Source organism: Blautia sp. ZXY-1-B12 (assembly GCF_056339915.1).
The window spans coordinates 1-19,703 of record NZ_JBWJVP010000290.1 but is presented as its reverse complement, the minus strand read 5'-3'; the positions used below and the strand labels follow the sequence as shown (position 1 = coordinate 19,703).

The 19,703-nt window shown below is 40.8% G+C and carries 17 protein-coding genes, 4 pseudogenes and 1 riboswitch; of the genes and pseudogenes, 15 read left to right on the top strand and 6 right to left on the bottom strand.

Going from position 1 to position 19,703, the window contains the following annotated elements; genetic code table 11:
• Positions 1-268 (bottom strand): DUF3878 family protein (locus AC075L_RS20460; RefSeq protein ID WP_476388101.1); only part of this gene is annotated, 268 nt, incomplete at its 3' end.
• Positions 269-595: 327 nt separating this feature from the next.
• Here AC075L_RS20460 and AC075L_RS20455 point away from each other — a divergent pair.
• The 8 genes from AC075L_RS20455 (at position 596) to AC075L_RS20420 (ending at position 9,459) form a co-directional block, all read left to right on the top strand.
• Positions 596-982 (top strand): AbrB family transcriptional regulator, encoded by a 387-nt coding sequence (locus AC075L_RS20455; RefSeq protein WP_044996646.1) that lies wholly within the window; start codon positions 596-598, stop codon positions 980-982.
• The gene (locus AC075L_RS20450) at positions 979-1,275 is read left to right on the top strand and encodes a type II toxin-antitoxin system RelE/ParE family toxin (protein ID WP_173696813.1); all 297 of its coding nucleotides are present in this window, start codon (positions 979-981) and stop codon (positions 1,273-1,275) included. Before AC075L_RS20455 ends, AC075L_RS20450 begins: the two co-directional genes overlap by 4 nt.
• A gap of 215 nt (positions 1,276-1,490) precedes the next feature.
• A complete protein-coding gene (locus AC075L_RS20445) occupies positions 1,491-3,080 on the top strand; it encodes an AAA family ATPase (RefSeq protein WP_173696812.1) in 1,590 nt (529 codons plus the stop codon).
• Positions 3,081-3,646: 566 nt separating this feature from the next.
• A complete protein-coding gene (locus AC075L_RS20440) occupies positions 3,647-4,369 on the top strand; it encodes a LytR/AlgR family response regulator transcription factor (protein WP_173696811.1) in 723 nt (240 codons plus the stop codon).
• Positions 4,370-5,302 carry a hypothetical protein gene (locus AC075L_RS20435; RefSeq protein WP_173696810.1) on the top strand — a complete coding sequence of 311 codons (933 nt, stop codon included), beginning with the start codon at positions 4,370-4,372 and terminating at the stop codon, positions 5,300-5,302. It begins immediately after the preceding gene.
• Positions 5,286-6,116: a sensor histidine kinase gene (locus AC075L_RS20430; RefSeq protein WP_173696809.1), complete on the top strand. Its 831-nt coding sequence runs from the start codon at positions 5,286-5,288 to the stop codon at positions 6,114-6,116. The genes AC075L_RS20435 and AC075L_RS20430 overlap by 17 nt, the downstream gene beginning before the upstream one ends.
• An 18-nt stretch (positions 6,117-6,134) precedes the next feature.
• Complete coding sequence (locus AC075L_RS20425) at positions 6,135-7,022, top strand: AraC family transcriptional regulator (RefSeq protein WP_062807094.1); 888 nt, start codon at positions 6,135-6,137, stop codon at positions 7,020-7,022.
• Positions 7,023-7,191: 169 nt separating this feature from the next.
• Positions 7,192-9,459 (top strand): glycogen/starch/alpha-glucan phosphorylase, encoded by a 2,268-nt coding sequence (locus tag AC075L_RS20420; protein ID WP_055059460.1) that lies wholly within the window; start codon positions 7,192-7,194, stop codon positions 9,457-9,459.
• Between the two features lie 185 nt (positions 9,460-9,644).
• Here AC075L_RS20420 and AC075L_RS20415 read toward each other — a convergent pair whose 3' ends face one another.
• Positions 9,645-10,856, bottom strand: a complete 1,212-nt coding sequence (locus AC075L_RS20415) for an MBL fold metallo-hydrolase (RefSeq protein WP_008707060.1) — start codon at positions 10,854-10,856, stop codon at positions 9,645-9,647.
• A 378-nt stretch (positions 10,857-11,234) separates the two neighbouring features.
• On the opposite strand from AC075L_RS20415, the gene AC075L_RS20410 reads away from it, so the two are divergent.
• The gene (locus tag AC075L_RS20410; protein ID WP_008707061.1) at positions 11,235-11,882 is read left to right on the top strand and encodes an endonuclease III domain-containing protein; all 648 of its coding nucleotides are present in this window, start codon (positions 11,235-11,237) and stop codon (positions 11,880-11,882) included.
• 80 nt (positions 11,883-11,962) lie between these two features.
• Here AC075L_RS20410 and AC075L_RS20405 read toward each other — a convergent pair.
• Positions 11,963-12,061, bottom strand: a pseudogene (locus AC075L_RS20405) (DUF6783 domain-containing protein); the annotation flags it as partial.
• Between AC075L_RS20405 and AC075L_RS20400 the strand changes: the two are divergent.
• Positions 12,020-12,424: pseudogene (locus AC075L_RS20400) on the top strand (DUF6783 domain-containing protein). The pseudogenes AC075L_RS20405 and AC075L_RS20400 sit on opposite strands and share 42 nt — an antisense overlap.
• 95 nt (positions 12,425-12,519) lie before the next feature.
• Here the strand turns inward: AC075L_RS20400 and AC075L_RS20395 are convergent.
• On the bottom strand, positions 12,520-13,326 hold the full coding sequence (locus AC075L_RS20395; RefSeq protein WP_008707063.1) for a DNA-3-methyladenine glycosylase family protein: 807 nt from the start codon (positions 13,324-13,326) through the stop codon (positions 12,520-12,522).
• 124 nt (positions 13,327-13,450) lie between these two features.
• On the opposite strand from AC075L_RS20395, the gene AC075L_RS20390 reads away from it, so the two are divergent.
• From AC075L_RS20390 to thiC, 3 genes are all read left to right on the top strand, one after another.
• Positions 13,451-13,729 (top strand): type II toxin-antitoxin system HicB family antitoxin, encoded by a 279-nt coding sequence (locus AC075L_RS20390; protein WP_008707065.1) that lies wholly within the window; start codon positions 13,451-13,453, stop codon positions 13,727-13,729.
• Between the two features lie 166 nt (positions 13,730-13,895).
• The gene (locus tag AC075L_RS20385) at positions 13,896-14,903 is read left to right on the top strand and encodes a fibronectin type III domain-containing protein (protein ID WP_476388100.1); all 1,008 of its coding nucleotides are present in this window, start codon (positions 13,896-13,898) and stop codon (positions 14,901-14,903) included.
• Positions 14,904-15,004: 101 nt separating this feature from the next.
• Positions 15,005-15,113, top strand: a riboswitch (TPP riboswitch).
• 314 nt (positions 15,114-15,427) lie between these two features.
• Positions 15,428-16,738 (top strand): phosphomethylpyrimidine synthase ThiC, encoded by a 1,311-nt coding sequence (gene thiC / locus AC075L_RS20380; protein ID WP_008707069.1) that lies wholly within the window; start codon positions 15,428-15,430, stop codon positions 16,736-16,738.
• A gap of 59 nt (positions 16,739-16,797) precedes the next feature.
• Here the strand turns inward: thiC and AC075L_RS20375 are convergent, their stop codons facing one another.
• Positions 16,798-17,394: a thiamine phosphate synthase gene (locus AC075L_RS20375; protein WP_195981583.1), complete on the bottom strand. Its 597-nt coding sequence runs from the start codon at positions 17,392-17,394 to the stop codon at positions 16,798-16,800.
• Positions 17,375-18,286, bottom strand: a pseudogene (thiH, locus tag AC075L_RS20370) (2-iminoacetate synthase ThiH); the annotation flags it as partial. The pseudogene thiH (AC075L_RS20370) and the gene AC075L_RS20375, both read right to left, overlap by 20 nt.
• Positions 18,287-18,291: 5 nt before the next feature.
• Here thiH (AC075L_RS20370) and thiH (AC075L_RS20365) point away from each other — a divergent pair.
• Both thiH (AC075L_RS20365) and AC075L_RS20360 read left to right on the top strand, forming a co-directional pair.
• Positions 18,292-19,203, top strand: a pseudogene (gene thiH, locus AC075L_RS20365) (2-iminoacetate synthase ThiH); the annotation flags it as partial.
• Positions 19,184-19,703 (top strand): thiamine phosphate synthase (locus AC075L_RS20360; protein WP_476388099.1); only part of this gene is annotated, 520 nt, incomplete at its 3' end. The pseudogene thiH (AC075L_RS20365) and the gene AC075L_RS20360, both read left to right, overlap by 20 nt.

Below are 19,703 nucleotides of genomic sequence, written 5' to 3'. Positions count from 1 at the left end.
GAATATACTCTGCTTCACATAAATCTCTGTCTGCTTTCTCTACAGAGCCCTCAAACTCTCCTTCATAATCCCTGACATAATTTCCCGTCATCCTGGCATTTTTCAGAACCAGAAAACTTTCCACCGCATCATTCATCAGATAAATCAAACGTAATTCTCCACTCTCCGTCTGTCCGGTAAAACCATCCGGAATATCCACAAATTCACACTGTTCCTGCTCCAGAAGCAGATTTAATTTTTCAAAATTGTCTTCCATTATATCTTCCATCCTTAACTCCTGCTGTTTCTGTACAATGTCTTTCGCCGATTCTGTTTAACACACTTGATAAAAGAATCCATTGCATCGTTTCATGGAATTACCGCAATGCAGAAGCAGGATACATTTGCACAATTTTACAGATATGTTTTTATGATATCACTAATCATATTTTCTGCCAAATAGAAAAATTTTTCTATTCAATAAAGAAACTGATTTTACTTCTCTGTAATTGACATCCCAAACATAATATTTTACAATATAACAAAGAACAAAGAAACCAAGCAGTATGTATATTACAGAATAAACAAACATAAAATAGGAAGGAGGCATACACGAATGGCAACAGCAACAATCCCATTGAAAGGCAGCGCATCCATGGAATCAAAAAAAGTCAGTATTTCATCTAAACGCCAGATTACTATCCCGCAGAAATTTTTTACGCTTCTGGGTTTTAATACGGAAGCAGAATGTATCATGCGTGGAAACGAACTGGTTTTACGCCCCGTTAAAGAAAATACCAGTGGTGAATTTGCCGAACAGATTCTTGCCGATCTGATCAGACAGGGATATAGCGGTGAAGAATTACTTGAGAAATTTAAACAGACACAGCGAAAAATCCGTCCGGCAGTTGAAGCAATGCTTGCCGAAGCAGACCGAGTCGCAGAATCTAAATCAGGAGGATACTCCTTAGAGGATGTTTTCGGAACGGAGGATGAAAAATGACACAGGTACAGATCCTTCCACCTGCAGCAAAATTTCTGAAAAAACTTAAAGATAAAAAGCTGAAATCTCTGTACAAAGAAGCTATTGAAATGATATGTGAAGATTATTCCATCGGCGAAGAAAAGACAGGTAATCTGACAGGAATGTACGATTATGACATTTATTATAATAAAACTAATTATGAACTGGCATATCGGGTGAGACAGCTTGATGATTTGATAATCATCATTATCATGGCCGGAACCAGAGAAAATTTTTACGAGGAGTTAAAACGTTATATACGCACTATATAACAGTACATATTTGTATCACAAGATAATCCCCCGGAAGTTAATCAGTACTTCCAGGGGATTATTCTATTGACAAAATTTATTCCTGCGCTCCCGTATCAGATGTCAGATATCTTTGCCATGTCTCATTGACATTCTGAATATAGCATTTTACAATAGAACAAAGAAACCAATCAGTATACATGATAAAAATCACTGAACAGAAAGGAGTCATTTCCATGGGACGATTTGTAAATTCCGGAAACAGTGCTTTTCAGGTTGCGCTGAATTCAGAAATCTATGTAGATAAAACCGGTTTGCTGGCATATACAAATAAGGTTATGGATACCACCGCGAAATTCATATGCAACAGTCGCCCCCGTAGGTTCGGGAAATCCATCACTGCCGATATGCTCACCGCATATTACTGTAAAGGCTGTAGTTCCGAAGAAATGTTCTCATCTCTGGAAATCGGTCAGGCACCTGGTTTCACGAAATATCTGAATCAATATGATGTGATCCATCTGGATATTCAATGGTGTATGGAACCAGCCGGCGGTCCGGAGAATGTAGTTTCCTACATCACTGAAAAAACGATTCTGGAATTAAGAAATTATTACCCTGAAATTCTTCCTGACTCCATAAGCTCTCTGCCTGAGGCTCTGTCCTGCATTAACACTGCCACTGGTCAAAAGTTCGTAGTAATTATTGATGAATGGGATGTTTTAATCCGAGATGCCTCTACCGACCTGGTAGTCCAAGAGGAATACATCAACTTTCTCCGCGGTATGTTCAAAGGTTCTGAACCTACCAAATATATTCAACTGGCTTACCTCACCGGGATTCTTCCAATCAAAAAAATCAAAACACAGTCAGCTCTGAACAATTTTGCGGAGTTTACAATGACTGACGCCAGGATCTTTTCCAGATATATTGGCTTTACGGAGGAAGAAGTACGAATGCTCTGCGAAAAATACCACCGGGATTTCTCCAAAACCAAGCACTGGTATGACGGTTATCTGCTGGAGCAATATCAGGTATACAATCCTAAAGCAGTAGTAGAATTAATGATCTGGAATAAATTCCAAAGCTACTGGTCGGATACCGGAACCTACGAAGCAATTGTGCCTCTGATCAATATGGATTTTGACGGACTCAAAACTGCCATTATAGAAATGTTGTCCGGTAATTCCGTAGAAATCGATCCTACGACTTTCCAGAATGATATGGTGAACTTTACCTGCAGAGATGATATTCTTACCTGCCTGATCCATCTGGGATATCTGGGTTATGATCAGGACACTCATTCTGCATTTGTTCCAAACGAAGAAATCCGTCAGGAACTTGCCAAAGCTGTTAAACGAAAGAAATGGAATGAATTTCTGACATTCCAGCAGGAATCCTCAGAGTTGCTGGATGCCACTCTGGACATGGACGCAGACACTGTGGCCAGATCCATTGAAAAAATACACAATGAATACGCTTCAGCTATTCAGTACAACAACGAAAACTCCCTCAGCAGCATTCTGTCCATCGGTTATCTCAGCACTATGCGGTATTATTTTAAACCTATACGTGAATTTCCTGCAGGCAGAGGTTTTGCAGATTTTGTCTACCTCCCAAAACCAGAATATTCCAGAGATTACCCTGCACTTGTTGTTGAGTTAAAATGGAATCAAAATGCCCAGACCGCAATCCGGCAGATAAAAAACAGGCAGTACCCTGAGGCTATTACAAATTATACTGACAATATTTTACTTGTTGGAATTTCTTATGATAAAAAACAGAAAACACATAATTGTGTAATCGAAAAATACTCTGAGAAATAATAAAGGGGCTGATTGTCCTTTACGAAGAACATCTTACCGATTATCTATACGAGAAAAGAAATGCAGGAATGGGAAGCTCTTGTAAGCTAACCCATTCCCACTCTCTGTCTATTCCTTCGTCATTTGTATTATTACCAGAAGTTTCCTGATACTTCCAATCACTTTATATATGTCCATAATGATTTTCAGACAGTCATTCTTATAATATTTTTCTTCTCCCATGGAAACAATACCGCTTTCACATATATTCTATACTCAGCGCTTGAAAGTACCAGGAATTAATAATTTTTTCACGTACAAAATCTTTAAAATCGCTTCTTTGTTTCCATATCCTGATTGTATCACACAGACTCCCGAAATCGCATGCATTCACACAAACAACTATATTTCACTACATATTTAACCAATTTTTTCCAATCTTCCTCACAGACAAATTGCATCCCGTTATTTTTTATAGTATGATTATTGGAAATACAGTTCATTTTATCCATCTGGCATATCCGACAAATATTGTCACTGACATAAGAAACTACAACCACTTTAATCCAAAGGAGCTTAATCCAATTTTGAAACTTGCAATCTGCGAAGACAACCCTTCACATTATGAAATAATACATACTATTCTGCAAAAGTATCCTCCGGGAGCTTTTGAAATAACACATTTCGCATCCGGTGATGAATTTCTCCGGACTGTTGCTGAAAATGGATGCCCTTATTCCATTGTACTGACAGATATTGATCTTGGTTCTGACACTGTAAATGGCATCTCACTTGCGGAAAAGATCAACCATATCAGCCCTGACACTCAGATTATTTTTATCAGCCAGTATCTGCAATATGCTACCGCAGTATATGAGACAGAACATGCCTACTTTATCCATAAACAGCAGATGGAAAAGTATCTTCCTCTGGCTCTGAGAGCAGCGTGCCAGAAGCTCGAGAAACTGCATACACGATATCTGTATTTCTCCGGAAATTCACGCAATTATCAGGTGCTCTGCTCCGATATTCTTTATCTGGAACGAAATCTGAGGCAGACCACGATCTATACCAGAACAGGAACATATACAACAAAAGAAAGACTGACAGCTCTTACAGAAAGAATGAAACCAGATTTCTGTCTCTGCCATAACAGCTTTGCCGTTAATCTTCATGCTGTACGTACTTACAGTCATAAGGGCATTATACTTTTTGATAATACAGAGATCCCTGTCAGCAGATCTTATTACCAGCAGTTTAAGGACGCGTTTGCTTTCATGATGCTTGCCAGTCACAGGGAGGTGCAGTAAATGAGCAGTCATATGATCAATCTATTCTTGTGTATTCTATCCAGCCTTTATCTGTGTTTTGGACTGCTTTACTTTTGCTACAGGATCCTGCCAAGCAAACACAAGATCTCACTCCCGCTGTTTTTGTGTCTGTCAGTATTTATGGCACTGTTATTTTGGATCAAACGTGAATCACAGCATAATGGAATTACAATCGTATTTCAGCTTACAACATTTCTTGTAACACTTTTTTTATTCCAGGCATCTTTTATGAAAAAATTAGCCGTTTATTTTATTTTTCAACTGCTGATAATCTGTCCGGAAATTTTATGTACCAGTGTTTTCATTGCACTTCATAATCTTTTTATACCGACCGATACCTATACTCCGCACAACCTGATATCCAGCTGTTCACCTGCAGAATATTTCGTCATTGAACTCTCCAACATCCTGCTTGGCCTGTTTCTTCTCTGGAAAATATCAGAAATCCTGCGACAGTGTATAGATTATTTGAAAATACTAACCTTTTTACAACTGTTACTGCCACTGATCGCTCCGGTTTTTCTCAATGTTATAATTTCCCTTCAGAAAAAGCCCGAAGCAGTTCTGGCTCTGAGCATCATTTACTGGATCATATGCATCGGCAGTTATCTGCTGTTTCTGCGTGCGGTCCGTTCTTTAGCCCAGCAGCACAGGGAATATTTACAGAAAAAAATGGAAATTGAGTTAATGAAAAAGCAGATGAATGATTCCGTTCAGTTAAGTAATGAATATGCCAGTCTCCGGAAATGGAATCACGATATTGAGAATCACATCATGTCTGTCATGTATTTGATGGATATGAAAAAATATGAGGAAGCCGGAACATATACCGCTTCTGTTCTGTCCCGGATTAATTGCAGACCACAAGAAAAACAACCAGAGGAGGATTGCAGTCATGAGAAAGAACATTAAATTGATTCCTTTATTTCTCTTCCTCTTTGTATTCCAGCTACTATATTTTCTGTCTACAATTTATACAGAAAAAATTGATCATATGTTTCTGATTCTGGCAGTATTTATGGTCCTTATCTGTATCCTTTTATACTGCGTTCTTTCTGATGTGTTAAAGAAATCCAATACTGAAATGGAACTGGCTTTTCTTCAAAAACAGAAACAATTAAAACAGGAACAGGATTACAGTCTTCAGATCCGCAGACAGGATACTCGGGATTTTCAGACCAAAACTGTACAGGAACTTCAGGATTTCCAACTACTCTTGGAACAGGGAAAATATGAACAGGCTGATACTGCAATCAGAAATCTGAATCAGACTTTTCAGAAGGAACGCTTTCATCCTTACTGTCAGAATAACCTGTTACAGGCAATCCTGGAAGGGAAACGGCTTCGTGCAGAACAGGAACATATCCATATATCCTACGAGATCCTTTTACCGGAAAAGATTTCCATTAATACGACTGACCTGAGCAGTATATTTTTTAATCTTCTGGACAACGCTATCGAAGCTTGTAGCGCTTCCGGCAATCCTGATCCTGAAATCCGGCTGTCTGCAAACATTTCCAACGGATTTCTGACTGTGTATATGCACAATACCAAGAACCCGATGCAGACTTTTACACATAAGACTACGAAATCAGAACCGGGAGCTCATGGATATGGGCTTTCTATTATTGAAGATATCTGCCAGAAGTATAATGGCTCCTATCAGTGGATCGACCATAATAATACTTTTGATTCCATTGTCTTACTACAGATAAAAAATCTCTGAAAAAAGGAGGCGCTTTCCATGCCAGTTACTCCCACGATCGAAGTAGATGATACCCTGAAAGAACGAAGCTCTCACGGCTCCTTTGAACTTCCCATAGAAACTTATACAGACAACTGCGAAATCTTCCATTCCCTCTACAACCACTGGCATGACGAGATGGAACTGATCTATATTGAATCTGGCAGCGGACTGGTCCGTCTGAATAAAGAGATCCTCCGCGTCAAGGCCGGTGACCTGATCATTGTGAACCGTGGAGTTCTCCATGGCATAAAAACAGATCTGAAGAATATCCTTTATTTCCGTAGTATTGTTTTTGACCTGAACTTCCTGTCAGGCCCGGCGGGAGATTTATGTCAGGAACGTGTCATTTCCCTGTTGATGGATAATCAGGCGGAATTTACCCATATTATTTCCAGATCTGATGACAATTATGGGAATATCTGCCTGCTTTTTGACAGGATCCATTCCTGCCATAAAGAAAAAAAGCCATATTATTTCGTAAAATTAAAGGCTCTGTTCTTCAGCTTTTTCTACGAAATGCTCATGGGAAATTACATCACTCCCGCAGATAAGGAAGAGAACAAAAGTCTTGCTTCTATTAAAAAGATTCTGGACTACATCAACCTCAATTATTCACAGTCACTGACCGCGGCAGAGCTCACTGCGCTCTCCAATTACAGCGAATACTACTTTATGAAACTGTTTAAGCAATATACCGGCAAGACTCTGATCGCCTACATCAATGACCTGCGCATTGAAAAAGCAAAGCCTCTGCTTCTGCATTCCGACTCCTCTGTCACAGAGATCGCACTGGAAGTAGGTTTCAACAACACCAGCTACTTCATTAAGAAATTCCGGCAGGCAACCGGAATGTCCCCTCACAAGTTTCGCAGAAATCTGTCATAAAATCGCAATTTTGTTGTATTTTTTTGAATAGACTGCTGATATAGTTATAGATGTCAGCAAGAGAACTTCTCTTACTGATATAACCCAAGACAATACACTATTCAAACCTAAAAAAATAAGCAATCTAACTCATAAAAAACACATATTTATTTCAGAAAGGGAGATTACGATGGAAAATTTAGAAAAGCTCATCTATGACCTGTATAAGAAAAATGCACGCCAGTGCACAAATGAAGAAATTTACAACGCATTATTAATCTATACAAAAAATCAGCTCTTTGAAAAAGGCTATCATAATGGAAAGAAGAAAATCTATTATATTTCCGCAGAATTCCTGATCGGTAAATTATTATCCAACAACCTGATCAATCTGGGAATCTATGATGATGTTGCTGCATTCTTAAAAGAGAATGGAAAAGCCATCGCTGACATCGAAGAAGTTGAACCGGAACCATCTCTTGGAAACGGTGGTCTTGGACGTCTGGCAGCATGCTTCCTGGATTCCATCGCAACTCTCGGTCTTCCGGGCGAAGGTATTGGTCTGAATTATCATCTGGGTCTTTTCAAACAGCTCTTTGAGAACAGACTTCAGAAGGAAACTCCGAACCCATGGATTGAAGAACACAGCTGGCTCACACCTGCAGGTGTTTCCTATACTGTACCGTTTCGCGGATTTTCACTAAAATCTTCCCTGTACGATATCGACGTTGCAGGCTACAATAACAAATCCATTCATCTGCACTTATTTGACATTGATCTGGCAGATGAATCTATGGTTCACGATGGAATTTCCTTTAACAAAAAGGACATCCTTCACAACCTGACACTGTTCCTGTATCCGGATGACAGCGATGATGACGGACGTAAGCTCCGTATCTTCCAGCAGTACTTCATGGTATCCAATGCTGCACAGTTCATCCTTGACGAGGCAACAAAGAAAGGCTGCAACCTGCATGACCTTGCAGACTACGCAGTGATCCAGATCAACGATACTCACCCAAGTATGGTCATTCCGGAACTGATCCGTCTCCTGACAAAACGTGGAATCGCCTTTGATGAAGCTGCTGAAATCGTATCCAAAGTATGTGCTTACACAAACCATACCATCCTTGCAGAAGCTCTGGAAAAATGGCCAATGGACTACCTTCTTGATGTAGTTCCTCACCTTGTACCAATCATCGAAAAGCTGGATGAAAAGATCAAAGCAAAATATCCTCAGGAAAATGTAGCCATCATCGACAAGAACAACCTGGTTCACATGGCACATATGGATATCCACTATGGATTCTCCATCAACGGTGTTGCTGCCCTGCATACAGAAATCCTGAAAACAAGCGAGCTGAAGGCTTTCTATGATATTTATCCGGAGAAATTCAACAACAAAACTAACGGTATCACATTCCGCCGCTGGTTAATGCACTGCAATCATCCGCTGACAGACTATATTACCTCTCTGATCGGTGATGAGTTTAAAACAAATGCAACTGCTCTGGAAAATCTCCTGAAATATAAGGATGATGAGGCAGTTCTGAACAAGCTTCTTGAGATCAAAACAGAAGCTAAGAAAACCTGTAAAGAATTTATCCTCTCTAACACAGGTGTTGAAATTAATGAGAACAGCATCTATGATATCCAGATCAAACGTCTCCATGAGTACAAACGCCAGCAGTTAAATGCTCTGTACATCATCAGCAAATATCTGGAGATTAAGGGTGGCAAAAAACCATCTCAGCCTGTAACCTTTATCTTTGGTGCAAAAGCAGCTCCTGCTTATGTGATCGCAAAGGATATCATTCATCTTCTGCTCACACTCCAGGATCTCATCAAAGATGATCCGGAAGTTGCACCATACATGAAGCTTGTTATGGTTGAAAACTACAATGTATCCGCAGCCGAAAAATTATTCCCTGCATGCGATATTTCTGAGCAGATCTCCCTGGCTTCCAAAGAGGCAAGTGGTACAGGTAACATGAAGTTCATGCTGAACGGTGCCGTTACTCTGGGAACTATGGATGGCGCTAATGTTGAGATCAGCGAACTGGTTGGTGAAGATAACATCTATATCTTCGGTGAATCCAGTGAGAAAGTTATCGAACATTACGAGAAAGCTGACTACTGCTCCAGAGATATTTATGAAAATGACAAACGCATCAAGGAATGTGTTGACTTCATTGTAAGTGAAAAGATGCTGGCACTTGGCCACAAAGAAAATCTCGAAAGACTGCACCACGAACTGGTAAGCAAAGACTGGTTTATGACACTGCTTGACTTCAACGATTATGTTGAGAAGAAAGATCAGGCACTGGCTGATTACGCAGACAGAAAAACATGGGCAAAGAAGATGCTGGTTAATATTGCAAAAGCCGGATTCTTCTCTTCTGACAGAACTATCGAACAGTACAACAACGATATCTGGCACCTGACACCGGCAAAATAATCCAATAAAATTTGTGATCATATAAATTCTGTAAAAAACAAACAGCAGGCATTGTATATTCGATGGAATATACAGATGTCTGCTGTTTTATGTTTATCGGATCATAAAATCATAAAAATCTCCCACTGTATTAATTCAAATCAGACTATAACTACGGCAACCGAATCCGAGCAAAATATACCGCTTTATATATCCTTGTAATAAGCAGGAGAGATAACATCCGCCTCCTTACAGGAACATCCGTTCTCGTAACTGTCGCAGCAGTCACAGTTTGAACAGTACATATGAGTATCCGGGATATAAAACAAGCCTCCATAGAGCGGTGAAGTACGGAGTTCTTTTGACTCTTTCTTGCTGTTGGCAAAATGGATTCCATTAGAGATCAGCATATTTTCAGGTTCATACTGAGAAAAATCAAAATAATGTCCCTGTGTTCCATGATGGGGCACCTTGATACACCAGTAATGTTCGTATAATGGCAATTTTCCATCATAGTTCTCTGCGATCATTTTCAGATGCTCAGGCTGTGCATCCCCGGTAAACAAAAGATTTAATTCTCCGTCTCTGGCATTCTGGAACACAATACTGATCTTATGTTTGAACTGCCGCAGATTTATCTGATTCTCATTCAGCCATGCCAGCAGTTTCTTAAAATCAGGAAGTGCTTTGATTCTGCGAAATTCACGCTCATACACATATGCCCGGATAATTTTCTGACGGACCTCCGGCTGTTCTGTCAGCTCAGATGCTGTTAAATCTGTTTCTTTTTCCACAGTTTCCGCCGGTTTATTGCCTTCAGCAGTCATAGACCATACGATCAGTCTCAGTTTCTCTGCAAATTCAAGCAGAACATCCATTACTTCTTTAAATTTCCCGTCTTCACAGATTCTGTTATAGACTTCGTCCGTCTCCTTCCGGATTACATCTGTATCCGGCCAGAGTGCCTGATATTTGTTTTCAAACAGTTTTCCTCTGCTTAACAGTTCCACGTTCTGTTTGTTCTCCAGAAGTGCATCCACCAGTGCAAACAGGCTAACCTGACGGCTTGGCAATCCGGATTCTTTTAACAAATCTGCCAGAAGCAGCAGAACCAATGTTCTGCTCATTTCTTTTTTTGAAAAAACATCGGGAAGATAAATTTTCCCAAAGTCAACAGAAATATCTTTTTTCTTCATCATATAAAGAAGTCCTGACAGATGATCCATATGAAAATGTGTCAGAAGCAGATTTTTACTCTTGATCGTAGACAGATCTGAGATGATCACATCAAATATTTCTCTTCTGGGGCGCCCCTCTATCCTGCTGTTATTTGTTCCGAAATCTACCAGCAGACTCTTCTTTCTGTCCCGGAGACAGAAGCAGTCTCCGAAACCTACATTATACATTCGTACCTTCATTCTTTTCCCTCTTGTTTACAATGGTTAGTTTTATTTTAATATAGGGAAATTGGAAATGCAAGAGGGTGTTGTTTGTGTTATTATAGTGTCGTATGATTACTGGTTACTGTTCACATATCACTATTCCGCAAGGTGTTTTAGCATAAATATGCCAAAATCCCGAGACATACAAGCCAAAATCCCATTGCCGCAGGCAATCTGGAATGAATTTTGGCTGCGTTACTGAGAACAGAGTAAACAGTAACTCATCCGAAATAAAAGAGCGTGTTTGAAAAATGTTTTTTGCAAGATGTGTGTCACAATTTGTGAGAATGATTTTTCAAATACACCTGAGGAAAAACAAATATAAAATATCAGCAGAATGGAGATAGAACACTTATGACAAAACAGGAACTGGCTCTCGAGGTCATTGAACGGTTAAAAAAGGAATATCCTGATGCAGACTGCACTCTGGATTATGATAATGCATGGAAATTACTGGTAAGTGTGCGTCTGGCTGCACAATGTACAGATGCAAGAGTAAATGTAGTTGTACAGGATCTGTATGCAAAGTTCCCTACTGTAGAAGCTCTTGCAAATGCAGATGTTGCAGATATCGAATCAATCGTACGTCCCTGTGGTCTGGGTAAGAGTAAAGCAAGAGATATCAGTGCCTGCATGAAAATCCTCCACGAACAGTATCATGACAATGTTCCCGGGGATTTTGATGCTCTGCTGAAACTTCCCGGAGTTGGAAGAAAGAGTGCCAATCTGATTATGGGAGATGTATTCGGCAAACCGGCGATCGTGACAGATACCCATTGCATCCGTCTCTCCAACCGCATCGGTCTGGTCGATAATATGAAAGAACCTAAGAAAGTAGAAATGGCTTTATGGAAAATCATTCCGCCCGAAGAAGGCAATGATCTCTGTCACCGCCTGGTCAATCATGGCCGCGATGTCTGTACAGCACGCACTAAACCTTACTGTGACAGGTGCTGTCTGAATGATATCTGTGAAAAAAATGGTGTAGACAGCCAGGAATAATTATTTTATACACATATAACCAAAATAATCCATACAATTATACACATTATCCCAAAGAAAATCCCCATCTCTGTGTTTCTTTAACCAGAGCGTGTCTGAAAAAGGCTTTCTGCAAGATGTGCGTCACAATTTGTGGGATATTTTGCTCGGATGAGGGCGCCGTAGTGGGCTACGGCAACTGAATTCGGGTGAAATATCCCGCAAAGTGGGGCGTGCAGATTGCGGGAATGATTTTTCAGACACACTCTAGCTCAGCAGATGAGGACTTTCTTATTTGCCTAAATGTGCTCCTCAAGGCTTGCGAAGAAAAGTTCATAGAAATCGTCTTCCCCTGCAAGCTTCGGAGAGTTTTCACCTCCACCGTTGGTACTTCTTCGCATGGTAGCATAAAATTCTTCTCCGGCTGTGATCATATCCATCTCATAAATCTGATATCCCAGTTCCCGACACTTCGCGCAGAAAGCGGCAAGCGGCTGTTCTGCCTTTCTGGTGTCCATCAGTTCCTGCCAGATGTTACGGTCTTTCAGCGCTTTTTCTCTTAATTCGTCTAACATTGCTCCGATTTCCATAATAACATTCCTCCTCTTTGTTTTCTGACCTTCATCAAATAACTATTCCATCGTTATCTGCAGAATTGTTACTTCATCAGTTCATAATAAAATATATACTGCTGCATCACGCCCCGGCAGCCCTTATAACGTCTGTTTGGAAATCCCCGTTTATAATGAGCATCCAACGCCTGGCGGATGTGAGTATCTACAGGAAATGCATCCAGCTGATGCAATCCGAAAAGACAGATACAGTCAGCTACTTTCTCACCAACTCCATACAGTCCCAGCAGTTCTTTTCGTGCAGCTTTATAAGTCATATCATGCAGACTGTTAAGTGAAATATCTCCGAAACAGACTTTTCTGGCTGTGTCCAGCACATATTTTGCTCTGTATCCCAGATTGCACTCCCGAAGCTGTTCTTCCGTTGCCAAAGCCAATGCCTCTGCAGTCGGAAACGCATAATATTCTGCACCTGTGCTGCTTGTTTTTCTTACTCCAAATTCCCGGCTGATATTTTCAATACACTTCTTTATTCTTGTAATATTATTCTGTTGAGAGATCAGAAATGAAATAATCATCTCCCACAGATCCTGTTGCAGAATGCGGATTCCGCTTCCCATCTCTCCTGCTGCTGTCAGATATTTATCCCTTGGATTGATCATGTTTATATATTCACTGTAATCACAATCCAGATCAAAATACCGGATCCAGAAGAAAATGAAATCTTCTTCCGGACAAAAGAAATTGACAATTCCTCTCTCCTGAGTCAGTTCCAGATATTTATCTCCCGCAATCACCCGGTAACGATCATCACCGATCTGATCCATCCGAAAGCACTGCCCGGATCTGCAGATCTGCCCCAGGTCAAAATTATCCATTTCTATTGTCAGCATACTATATAACCCCTTATCCTTCTGTTACCAATGTTACTAATAACTCTTTTTTTTCTTGATGAATATATGAATGTATTATATACTATTCTAAGTATAAACGTAAAGCAGAAAGGGGTTCTTACCAATGAAATTTATATATCCTGCGGTTTTCCGCAAAAATGAAGAAGGCAGATATAAAGCATTTTTTCCGGATCTTGCCTGTTGTGAAGCTGAAGGCGACACTCTCGACGATGCGATCGATAATGCAAACGAGGCTGCTTATAACTGGATTTATGCAGAAGTAATGGAAGATGAAATGGATCTCCCTGCAATTTCCGACGAATCCGATCTGGATCTGCTGGAGGGAGATATTGTAAGAAATATTCAGGTCAATATCCGTATGTATGACGGATGGGATGAGTAACCACTACCCGCAACGACAAATTACAGAAATTCAGCTCCGTTATGTTACAATAAATCAAACATTAACGGAGCTTTTTTATTATTTAAATCTGCTCAGACACACTTCGGTGTACTATCTGCAAAACAATTTTTTTCTCTCGTTTTGCACTTCAAAAGGAGGTTTTACTATGAAAGCAAGAAGTTTTAAAAAATTCTTTGTGAGTATTGCACTCAGTGCTGTTCTCACGTTATCGTCCGCTTCCTCTGTATTCGCAGCCACAGCACAGCTGGCACCCGCTGAACAATCTGTGGAACAGGCTCAAAGTGACGATTCTGACACCCCTGCCATTGAATCATCCGATGCACAGAATGCCTGCGCTTCTCTTACCGCCCAGCCAGGGATCAGACAGACAGCAGCTTCCGAGAATTCTGTAACTATTCAGTGGAACCCTGTTACCAATGCTTCCAAATATGCTGTCAATATCAGCCCTTTAAGTTCCTCTTCCTATCGTTTTCTCGGCTATATTGGCAATACCCGCAACAAAGCTAAGATCAATAAGCTAAAAGCAGGAACTGCTTACGTTATTAAAATCACAGCACTGAATTCATCCGGCATTGCGATTTCTTCCCGTACTGTGGGATGTACCACGCTTTATTCAAAGGTAAAGATTAAATCTTCCTATGCATCAACCGGCAGATATACCTTCAATATGCAGACTGTAAACCCTTCAAACTCCATTACAGGTTATAAGGTTGTATACCAGAGTTCTGCAGCCCACAAACTTATAACTAAATATTTTAATACCAGATATTCCTTTACCATTCCAATATCCGGCAATACATTTTATCAGGTGAAGATTTACCCTTACCTGGTTCTGGGAAATAAACGGTATGTAAGTTCAACCTCTACGGACAGATATATTTCCAATGTCATCACTCTTCAGAAAGCAGGCAACACAAACAGCTCCATGAGCGTAAAATGGAACAGAACTGCCGGTGCAGACAATTACAGTATTTACATAAAATATCCGGGAAGCAGTTCTTTCAAAAAAGTAAAAACAACAACTTCCAATTTCTTTACACTCACCAGAATGAAAAGGAATACCAAGTACGGCATTAAGGTAATTGCCAATAAAAAAGTGAAAAACAAAGTATGGCATTCTGATTCCAAAGCCTATAATATGTCCTTAGTCTGACCATAGTTATCCATAGCAATTGCATAAATCCGGCTACGTTATCAATGACGTAGCCAAAATTTTATATTGACTTTCCCATATCTAAGTGATACACTGATTGTAATTGAGACAAGGGGTGCTTGTGTAAACAGGCTGAGAGTAAGCTGTATCGCTTTAACCCATTACCTGATTTGGATAATGCCAACGTAGGGAAAGTTATAGTTCTTCCACACTGCAATATGCTTGTTGGCATATTGCAGTTTTCCTTTTACTCTGAACGGACATATCATATTATCTCCCCCTTGTTTTAATTGCGGACAAATAGTCAGGCAAATGATTTCATACGCCTGAAAGGCAATAAAATATTGCCACGACAGACCGGGGGCACCACTCTCTGTCACACCAGTAGTTTACTTAAAAACTTACGAATATGCGCAGGTGCAAGTCCCTGCTGTATGCAGGAGGCGCAGTTCATTTAATATTGCTGTTTATCTATTACTATGTGCAGCAATTAAGAGCCCACAGTGCAGGGCAAGGAGGAAAAAATGACACAGTATACAACGCAGATGGACGCGGCACGTCAGGGAATCATCACACCACAGATGGAAATCGTAGCAGAAAAAGAACACTTTGACGTGGAAGAATTAAGAGAACTGATTGCAAAAGGACAGGTAATTATTCCCTGCAACAAAAATCACAAGAGCATCAGTCCGAGCGGTGTCGGTGCAAAGCTGACCACCAAGATCAATGTAAATTTAGGTGTTTCCAGAGACTGGAAAGACGTTGATATGGAATATGAAAAGGTACATTCAGCAGTAGAAATGGGTGCAGAAGCCATCATGGATCTCAGCTCCTACGGAGATACCAGAAGCTTCCGCCGCAAACTTACATCCGAATGTCCGGCAATGATCGGTACTGTTCCAATCTACGACGCAGTAGTATATTATCACAAAGCACTTGGCAAGATTACTTCTGAAGAGTGGATTGATATCGTACGTATGCATGCAGAAGACGGCGTGGATTTTATGACTATCCACTGCGGTATGAATCGTGCAACCGCAGCACGTTTCAAACAGAATAAACGTCTCATGAACATTGTTTCCAGAGGTGGTTCTATTATGTTCGCATGGATGGAAATGACAGGAAAAGAGAACCCGTTCTATGAACATTTTGATGAAATTCTTGATATCTGCAGAGAGTATGATATCACTTTAAGTCTGGGAGATGCATGTCGTCCCGGATGTATTGCAGATGCAACTGATACTGCACAGATTGAAGAGCTGATCACTCTCGGTGAGCTTACCAAACGTGCATGGGAAAAGGATGTTCAGGTTATGATCGAGGGACCTGGCCACATGCCGCTGAACCAGATCGCAGCTAATATGGAGATCCAGAAAACTCTTTGCCATGGCGCTCCTTTCTATGTACTTGGACCGCTTGTAACAGATGTTGCTCCCGGATATGACCACATTACTTCCGCAATCGGCGGTGCGATCGCTGCTTATTCAGGTGCTGCTTTCCTCTGCTATGTAACACCTGCAGAACATCTTCGTCTGCCAAATGCAGCTGATGTAAAAGAGGGAATTATTGCTGCCAAAATTGCTGCTCATGCTGCTGATATTGCCAAAGGAGTTCCCGGTGCCGCAGAATGGGATTATAAGATGAGCGAAGCGAGAAAACGTCTTGACTGGGAAGAAATGTTCAAACTCAGCATGGATCCTGAGAAAGCAAGACGCTACCGCGCAGAGGCCAAACCTGAGAAAGAAGACACCTGCAGTATGTGCGGAAACTTCTGTGCCGTAAAGAATACAAACCGTATTCTGGATGGTGAAATTGTTACTATTTTTGATGAATGATGCTTTTATAAAAGCCGTATTTCAACATGTTTGATTGTTGAAATACGGCTTTTTATTTACTATATCTTCATCATATCTGACATAATACATCCACCGGCTGAACCATGTTCCATAATCTCATTTAACTGTCCTGTTCCCGGATGTATCCCTCCTATGGCATATACAGGAATCTTTACTGCTTTACAGACATTCTCCAGAAATTCCAGTCCTCTGGGTGGAAGTCCTTTTTTACAGTCAGTTGTATAAATATGTCCTGCCGTAAGATAATCAGCTCCCAGACTTTCTGCTTTCAATGCATCTTCTACGGAGTGAACCGAACTTCCGATCTGCCGGAAACCTCCAAGCTTTCCCTCATATTTTTCCAACAGAAACATTGGCAGATGAATGTATGGATGATGCAGTTTTTCTGCTACGTTTACATAGGTATGTAATATACAGGGAACCTGATATCTCTTACAGATTTCCAGTATCTGCTCTGCCAGACGAGAATATTCTTCCTCCGGCAGATCCTTTTCCCTCAGAATAACCGCCTTCGGATGAAGGCTGCATACACGCTCGATCTGTTCTGCAAAGGGACGTTGACACAGGGAGCGGTTGGTCACTGCAATTACATTTTCATAAGGATTTTTCTGCATTTTAGAGGTACACATAATCATTCATAACCGGCTGAAGATCATGATCCAAAAGTGCCTTATAGACTTCATCTACAGACCTTCCGTCTGAAATCTCAAACTGGTCATCTCCTTTATCTTCGATATCCTCCACATGACTTCCGATTCCTGTGCTGACTCCTGCTGAAATCTTTGTCGCAGCAATTCCAACCAGGTTATCGCGGACACGCTCACACTCTCTGGTAGATACCGTAATGCTTGCAAATGGCATGAACAGACGATAGGCGCAGACCACCTGAAGCAGCTGTGGTTCATGTACATCCATAGGATTAATACGGTCATTGTTGATGATCGGCCGAAGTCTCGGACAGGAAAATGCAATCTCTGCATGAGGATATTTTCTCTGCAAAAGATATGCATGATATCCGGTGGCAAAAGCATCCTTACGGAAATCATCCAGTCCCAGAAGTGCAGCAAATCCTACTCCTCGCATACCACCCTTTAAAGCACGTTCCTGTGCGTTCAGACGATAAGGAAATATACGCTTGTGCCCTGCAAGATGCAGAGTTTCATACTTATCTGAATTATAAGTCTCCTGGAATACCGTTACATAATCAGCTCCGCATTCATGGAGATATGCATACTCATCTGAATTCATAGGATAAACTTCAAGTCCGATTACTTTGAAATATTTCCGGGCAATCTTACATGCTTCTCCGATATATTTTACATCAGATTTTGCTCTGCTCTCTCCTGTAAGAATCAGGATTTCCTGCAGTCCTGTCTTTGCGATAGCAGCCATTTCCTTATCAATCTCTTCTGCATTCAGCTTTGCTCTGCGGATCTTATTATGGCAGTTAAATCCGCAGTAAATACAGTAATTCTCACAGTAATTTGCAATATAAATAGGGGTAAACATATACACACTGTTCCCAAACTAAGTTTGGGAACAGTGTGTATATGTTTACCCCTATTTATATTGCAAATTACTGTGAGAATTACTGTATTTACTGCGGATTTAACTGCCATAATAAGATCCGCAGAGCAAAGCTGAATGCAGAAGAGATTGATAAGGAAATGGCTGCTATCGCAAAGACAGGACTGCAGGAAATCCTGATTCTTACAGGAGAGAGCAGAGCAAAATCTGATGTAAAATATATCGGAGAAGCATGTAAGATTGCCCGGAAATATTTCAAAGTAATCGGACTTGAAGTTTATCCTATGAATTCAGATGAGTATGCATATCTCCATGAATGCGGAGCTGATTATGTAACGGTATTCCAGGAGACTTATAATTCAGATAAGTATGAAACTCTGCATCTTGCAGGGCACAAGCGTATATTTCCTTATCGTCTGAACGCACAGGAACGTGCTTTAAAGGGTGGTATGCGAGGAGTAGGATTTGCTGCACTTCTGGGACTGGATGATTTCCGTAAGGATGCTTTTGCCACCGGATATCATGCATATCTTTTGCAGAGAAAATATCCTCATGCAGAGATTGCATTTTCCTGTCCGAGACTTCGGCCGATCATCAACAATGACCGTATTAATCCTATGGATGTACATGAACCACAGCTGCTTCAGGTGGTCTGCGCCTATCGTCTGTTCATGCCATTTGCAAGCATTACGGTATCTACCAGAGAGTGTGAGCGTGTCCGCGATAACCTGGTTGGAATTGCTGCGACAAAGATTTCAGCAGGAGTCAGCACAGGAATCGGAAGTCATGTGGAGGATATCGAAGATAAAGGAGATGACCAGTTTGAGATTTCAGACGGAAGGTCTGTAGATGAAGTCTATAAGGCACTTTTGGATCATGATCTTCAGCCGGTTATGAATGATTATGTGTACCTCTAAAATGCAGAAAAATCCTTATGAAAATGTAATTGCAGTGACCAACCGCTCCCTGTGTCAACGTCCCTTTGCAGAACAGATCGAGCGTGTATGCAGCCTTCATCCGAAGGCGGTTATTCTGAGGGAAAAGGATCTGCCGGAGGAAGAATATTCTCGTCTGGCAGAGCAGATACTGGAAATCTGTAAGAGATATCAGGTTCCCTGTATATTACATACCTATGTAAACGTAGCAGAAAAACTGCATCATCCATACATTCATCTGCCAATGTTTCTGTTGGAAAAATATGAGGGAAAGCTTGGAGGTTTCCGGCAGATCGGAAGTTCGGTTCACTCCGTAGAAGATGCATTGAAAGCAGAAAGTCTGGGAGCTGATTATCTTACGGCAGGACATATTTATACAACTGACTGTAAAAAAGGACTTCCACCCAGAGGACTGGAATTTCTGGAGAATGTCTGTAAAGCAGTAAAGATTCCTGTATATGCCATAGGAGGGATACATCCGG